The following is a 6,274-nucleotide window of genomic DNA, read 5'->3' on the forward strand; positions in this document are numbered from 1 at the left end:
GCGATCAAGTCGCTGCACAAGCACACAGGCGTTCCGACGCGGGCGCGGCTGGCCGAGCATTCGCGGGGTGCTGCGCCGTTGGCCGACCGCGAGGTGATCGATGTCGCGGGGTTGACGATCACGGTGTTGCACACGCCCGGCCACACGGGTGACTCGGTGAGCTTCCTCGTCGACTGGCGGGGGCAGCGCGCAGTTCTCACCGGCGACACGATCCTCGGAAGTGGTACCACCGTGCTCGATCCCAGCGACGGGACGCTGCGCGACTACCTGAACTCGTTGAACCGCTTGATCGTCGAGGGCGAGGGTGCGACTCTGCTGCCCGCGCACGGGCCCGATCATCCCGACCTGGGTCCGGTGGCGCGCTACTACAAGAAGCACCGTGAGGACCGGCTCGACCAGATCGTCGCCGCGCTCGACGACATGGGTGTCTCGGCGAAGAAGGCGAAGCCGATGAAGGTGGTGCGCAAGGTCTACGCCGACGTCGACAAGAAGCTCTGGCCTGCCGCGAGGATGTCGGTCAAGGCGCAGTTGGAGTACCTGCGGGAGGCGTGACCGACGGGGCTTCGGCGACGATGGTTTTGAGCTTTGCTGCGACATCTTTCAGCTCATCCGGAAGCCTCACATATGCTTCCTCGTCGCCATGCGCGGCGTGCCAAAGAACGTCGAATCCTGTCGGCGCCGACGGCAGGCGCATCAGCGCGATAAGCAGGTGCGCCGGCATGATCGGGGGCTCCCGCAGTGCAATGTCCAGCGCGTGCTCGGGCTCATCGGAGTCGACCAGAATCGCGATGACTGACTGTCGGGTGGTGAGGGTATCGGGGTGGTCGGGGCCGAGGATGCGGGTGTGGTCGTCGAGGAATTGTTGGTAGAGGGTGAGTGCGGTGTCGGGGTGGCCGGTTTCGCCGGTGTAGTAGGCGATCAAGCCGCGGGTGGTGAGGGTGATGAGGTGATCTTCTCCCAGCACTTCCAAGACCTCGTCCAGCATCTGCGTCAATTCGTCAAGCGCTTGTCGAGCTGATGCGCGTCCGCTGCATCCGGCAATTTCGAGACGGATTGCGAAGTCAAGTGGCGCGTGTCCCCCGGTCTCCGCCAATGCGGAGTGCAGCAACTCAACGGCTGCGCTAGGGTCGATATTCTGTAACCAGCCTCCCGCAACCAGCAGCAGCCCGGCTTTGGTCGGCCCTGTGGTCGACTCGGATGCGGCAGCCAAGAGGCCGACCAGCGACTCTCTGTTGGTGGAGTCGAGGCAGTGCGCTACGGCACTGTCAGTGGCCGCCAGTGGTGGCCGAGAACCCATGTGCTCGGCGGGCAACACGTCGTCGCCGCGATACATCAGGACGCAGAGTTCGACGTAACGCCCGCAGTCGGCGGTGTAGACATCGTCCTCGCCATCGATCCACCGCCGAGCTTCGGCGAGAAGATCCACGAGGCTAAGGGTGCTGTAGCCGAAGTCGAACGTCGGTACTTGAGACTTGAGCGATTGCACCAGGTATCGCTCGGCGGGCGAATTGGGTGCAGCGCCCGCCAGCTGCGTTCGGAGTGCTCCGGGTTGATACCACTCGCGCAGTAGCTCGACGACGAGCGCCAGAGGTTCGCCGCGACCGCTACGCCACTGGAAATGGTGCCTCAGCATCGGCTCTCGAAGGGAGTACCAGGTCTTGCGTTTGTCGCCACCAGGCACCTTCTCTGCTGACACCCATCGACCGCTCCGGAGCAATTCCAGTGCCTTGCTGACTGTCTGTTGGGTGAGTCCTGTTGCGTCGGCGATTTCTTTCGTGCTCTGCGCGGCAGCCGCCCCTTCCGCAAGTTGGCGCACGATCGCCTGCTGGTTCGGCGCAAGATCCCAGAGCAACTGCTGGTAGTAAGGCACGAGCCCTTCGACCAGGTCCTCGACCGCAGGGATCAGTTGGTCAAGGGAGTCGACAGTGAGACATTCCGATAGGACCATCCAGATGCGCGGAGAACCGCCGGTGAGTGTTCCGACGGCGTTGACGCGAGCTGCACCCACGTCTGAATCGAGGAATGTTGCGAGTGCGGTGTCGCCCCTATCCTCTGCAAGGCGTGTGAGCAGCTTGCGCCCGTCCTCTGTGGAGAGACCGTCGAGTGGAGTGGTGATGAGCCCACCAAACCACGGCTCCGTGCGGTCATGCACTCCCACGAAGAGGGACGGCGTTGCCGCGAAAAGCAGTATCTGGCCCGATGTTTCGACCCAAGAACGTAGATTGCGTTGACCAGCAGTCGAAATCGACGCGAACACCCGGTCGAGGTTCTCGATCACCAACACGAGCGTGCGATCGGCGGTCGCGTCGAGTATCTGTCCTTCGAGGTCGGTGGTGTTGCTCCTTCGCGCCAGCTGTAGGCCGATGGTCACACCGATTTCGTACAACAGGTCGTCGTATCGTGTGATGCCCATGGCATCCTCGGGTATCTCGGCCACAAGTAATCGCGCGGCGGTCTCCGAATCCTGTGCCATGCGGTGCAATGCCACTCGGAGCAGGTGGGATTTTCCCGAACCGCGTGGCCCGACGAGAAGTGTGTGGGGGCGCGATCGCGTGGTCGCAGCTGTTATGAGGCGTTGCGTCAACGTGTCCAGGAGGCGACCTCGACCGACGGTCCGTTGGTCGAGGACGGCCGGGTCTTCTTGTGCCGGCGTGAAGGGCCGCGGGTGCGATCGAGTCATCTCAACCTCCGGTGCGTCCGCCAAATGCGTTGTAGTAATTGGGAGGACATGCGATCAGTCATCGATTCGCGCGTCAGGTAGTGGTCTTTCTCGAGCAGGCGGAGCATTCGCAAGAGATCATCGCGATCGGGGGCAGCTCCGAGGACCGCACTCAGCGGCGCAGTCAGAGAGTCGACATCCAGTGCGTCGTTCATTGCCAATTCATCGAGCACAGCTCGGGCCAGCCGGGCGTCGTCGCGACTGAAGTAGTCATCAAGTCGTGAGTCGTAATGCTCGGTGTTCCAGAGATTTTCATTGATGCAATAGTCGACGATGTCATTCACGGTGCGATCAGGGTCGTCGGCAAGCTGTTGTACGACAGCTTGGACGTAGTAGGGGATGCCGCTCGTGGCCTGGAGGATCTCGGCCTCCAGTGCGTGTGTCCACTCGACGCCGACCCCGAGTATCAGTCGGTTGACGAGTTCGGACGCCTCTTCACTGCTGAGTGCGCCGACGTTCACTTGCCAGAGGTCGTTGATCACGCGGGTGTCTGGAAGCGCGTGGTGTAGCCCGATGGAGCCGGAGATGACGACGGCAAGCGGTCGTTCACTCTGCCTGTGGGCGCGAAGGTCGCCGAGAAAGGCGGTTGCACTTTCGGGGCCAAGGGCGTTGCACAGCACAGTGATCTCGTCGATGATCAACACCGCTCCTCTGGGGCCTGAGGTGGCGGAGAGTAGCTGCATGAGGTCGAGCTCGACTGGCTGGTCGTGCCCCCTCTTCGCCTTGCCTGACAGTTTGAGCCCACTGCCGAGAAACTTGAGTGCGAACTCGCCGCCGAGCTCCTTCTCCCACTTCGCAATGCCGCGTGAGATAAGGCGGTGGGTGCGGAGTTCTTGCAGTAGTCGTTCGGTGAAGGTGTCGATCCGATCGGTCTCTGCGCTGAGCCGGATGACGACCCGTCCTGCCTGTTCCAGTTCTGAATGGAGCTTTCTGAGGATCGAAGTCTTGCCCATCCGACGCTCGCCGGTGACGTACGCGCCGCCGCTTCTGGAGATCGCCTCGTTGATCTTGAGTAGTTCCGCGTCACGACCGACGAGGTCGTCGGGATCGACCACACCGCCGGGGTTCGGGAAGAGGGGGCGCATGGGCGAAGCCTACGTCACGGATGACGTACGTCGCAATAAACGTACGTTATATGTGACGTAGGTACACTGAGTAGCGCAAAAAAGGTCCCGCACGCTGCGTTGCGTACGGGACCTGTCAAGCTGCTCGGGAAGCTACCGTGCCCGTCGGGCGAGGCGCTCCGAATCGGCGATGAGGACGCTCTTGCCCTCGAGTCGCAGCCAGCCGCGCTGCGCGAAGTCGGCGAGGGCCTTGTTCACGGTTTCGCGGGATGCGCCGACGAGTTGGGCGATCTCTTCCTGGGTCAGGTCGTGGGTGACGCGCAGTGCGCCGCCCTCCTGGGTGCCGAAGCGCTGTGCGAGCTGCAGCAGCTGCTTGGCGACGCGCCCGGGGACGTCGGTGAAGATCAGGTCGGCAAGGTTGTTGTTGGTGCGGCGCAGGCGTCGGGCCAGCACGCGCAGCAACTGCTCGGCGATCTCGGGACGATCCTTGATCCATGCGCGCAGTGCGTCGCGATCCATCGAGACGGCGCGAACCTCGGTGACCGTGGTGGCCGACGAGGTGCGGGGCCCCGGGTCGAAGATGGACAGTTCGCCGAACATGTCCGACGGTCCCATGATGGTCAGCAGGTTTTCGCGTCCATCGGGTGAGCGTCGCCCGACCTTCACCTTGCCCGAAAGAATGATGTACAAGCGGTCGCCGGGCTCTCCCTCATGGAAGATGACGTGCCCGCGTGGAAAATCAACGGGCTGTAGTTGCTTGGTCAGCGCCGCGACAGCGGAGGGCTCCACACCCTGGAAAATTCCCGCCCGCGCCAGTACTTCCTCCACCTAAGGAACCTTTCTCATCGTCCGCGTGAAACGGCACACGCACTCCGCAACGCTACTCTCGCTTGAAGCATATGTGTTGAATGGGTCACTGGCGCCACTTTGCGGTCCGTGTTGCGTGTGGGGAATCGACGTTTCGATGCATTCGCGTGAACCGCGCCGACCGCGATTGCGGCGGTTGTGTCGTCGAGGAGAGTTCGATCAGAGAAGGCTCGGGAGAGTCGTCCGGTGCGGACGAGCCGGGCGTGCGATCAGCTCGCGCGGCGCTCCCGCAACTCGTCGAGAGCTGCGGGAAAACCGTCCCTGGCCAGCGTGTCGACGTGCTGGGACTCAGCGGACTGCAGGAACTCCTCGACGTTGTCACGGGAGACGCTGAGTCGGTCCGTGTGGTGTTGCACCTTCTCCATCGCGAGTGCGAAGAGCATCAACACAGCAGGGAAGAGCAGTGCGGCGAGTCCTTGCATACCGATCAGTAAACACCGATCGCCGAGGAGGCTCCTAACTGGAATCGTCGCCTTCACTGACTTGTTATCAAGCCGTCGCGAACCACCCGGTCGCAGTCGATCGCTAACCTGAAACGTGTGAGTGCACGTAAATCGGCTGCCGGAGCTGCGGCTCCGCGGGAGGCCGGGGCAGCGGACGCGGTGTCGACCCCCCCGGCGTCGACGAGAAGGTCGTCGAAGAGTCCTGCGTCGAAGTTCAGGAACGAAACCCATCTGGGCCTGGTGCGTCGTGCTCGCCGGATGAACCGTGAACTGAAGGTCGAATTCCCACACGTCTACTGCGAGCTCGACTTCACCAACCCACTCGAACTGTCCGTGGCGACCATCCTGTCGGCGCAGTGCACCGACGTGCGCGTCAACATGGTGACCCCCGCCCTGTTCGCCAAGTACCGCACTGCTGCCGACTATGCGGGCGCCGACCGTACCGAGCTCGAAGAGATGATCAGGACGACCGGCTTCTACCGCAACAAGGCCAACTCGATCATCGGCCTCGGCCAGGCGCTGGTCGAACGCTTCGACGGCGAGGTTCCGCACACCCTGAAAGAACTCGTCAGTCTGCCGGGCTTCGGCCGCAAGACCGCCAACGTGGTGCTGGGCAACGCCTTCGACATCCCGGGCATCACGGTCGACACGCACTTCTCGCGACTCGTCCAACGGTGGGGATGGACCACCGAGACCGATCCGGTGAAGATCGAGCACGCGGTCGGCGAGCTGTTCGAGCGCAAGGAGTGGACCAACCTGTCGCACCGCGTCATCTTCCACGGCAGGCGCGTGTGCCATGCGCGCAAGCCCGCGTGCGGGGTGTGCGTGTTGGCCAAGGACTGTCCGTCGGTCGGACTCGGCCCGCTCGACAAAGCCGAGGCGGCCAAGCTCGTCAAGGGACCGGAGACCGACCACATCCTCCAACTCGCAGGGATATCCGCCTAGTGAGTTCTTCAGCGACCACGTCCGGTCCGGACACACCGACACCGCCGGACGACGAGCCGTCGAGCGAGCGCCGTCGAAGCCGTTTTCCCACGCCACTGCGCTGGACCCTCGTGTTCTTCGTGGTGATGATCGCGCTGATCGTCGCCATCTGGCCACGCGATTCAGGTTCTGACGGCACTGCCTCGCCGACTGCCGACCCCGGCGTCGCCGCGGTGCCGGATGCCAAGGTCGACGAC

At 63.2% G+C, this 6,274-nt stretch carries 6 protein-coding genes and 1 pseudogene; 3 read left to right on the forward strand and 4 right to left on the reverse strand.

The window, feature by feature from the left end:
- Positions 1-552: MBL fold metallo-hydrolase (locus GOOTI_RS18090; protein WP_007240063.1), on the forward strand; the 552-nt coding region annotated here is incomplete at its 5' end.
- Here GOOTI_RS18090 and GOOTI_RS24790 read toward each other — a convergent pair.
- The 4 genes from GOOTI_RS24790 to GOOTI_RS18110 form a co-directional block, all read right to left on the reverse strand.
- Positions 518-2,680 (reverse strand): AAA family ATPase, encoded by a 2,163-nt coding sequence (locus tag GOOTI_RS24790; RefSeq protein ID WP_083835949.1) that lies wholly within the window; start codon positions 2,678-2,680, stop codon positions 518-520. The genes GOOTI_RS18090 and GOOTI_RS24790 overlap by 35 nt on opposite strands.
- Positions 2,677-3,804 (reverse strand): AAA family ATPase, encoded by a 1,128-nt coding sequence (locus tag GOOTI_RS18100; RefSeq protein ID WP_007240065.1) that lies wholly within the window; start codon positions 3,802-3,804, stop codon positions 2,677-2,679. The genes GOOTI_RS24790 and GOOTI_RS18100 overlap by 4 nt, the downstream gene beginning before the upstream one ends.
- Positions 3,805-3,936: 132 nt before the next feature.
- Positions 3,937-4,611, reverse strand: coding sequence for a Crp/Fnr family transcriptional regulator (locus GOOTI_RS18105; RefSeq protein WP_005171581.1), 675 nt, complete (start codon positions 4,609-4,611; stop codon positions 3,937-3,939).
- A 248-nt stretch (positions 4,612-4,859) separates the two neighbouring features.
- A complete protein-coding gene (locus GOOTI_RS18110; RefSeq protein WP_005171585.1) occupies positions 4,860-5,072 on the reverse strand; it encodes a hypothetical protein in 213 nt (70 codons plus the stop codon).
- Between the two features lie 279 nt (positions 5,073-5,351).
- On the opposite strand from GOOTI_RS18110, the gene nth reads away from it, so the two are divergent.
- Both nth and GOOTI_RS18120 read left to right on the forward strand, forming a co-directional pair.
- A complete protein-coding gene (gene nth / locus GOOTI_RS18115) occupies positions 5,352-6,038 on the forward strand; it encodes an endonuclease III (RefSeq protein ID WP_007240066.1) in 687 nt (228 codons plus the stop codon).
- Positions 6,038-6,274, forward strand: a pseudogene (locus GOOTI_RS18120) (TlpA family protein disulfide reductase); the annotation flags it as partial. The gene nth and the pseudogene GOOTI_RS18120, both read left to right, overlap by 1 nt.

Source organism: Gordonia otitidis NBRC 100426, from assembly GCF_000248075.1.
GTDB classification, from domain to species: domain Bacteria; phylum Actinomycetota; class Actinomycetes; order Mycobacteriales; family Mycobacteriaceae; genus Gordonia; species Gordonia otitidis.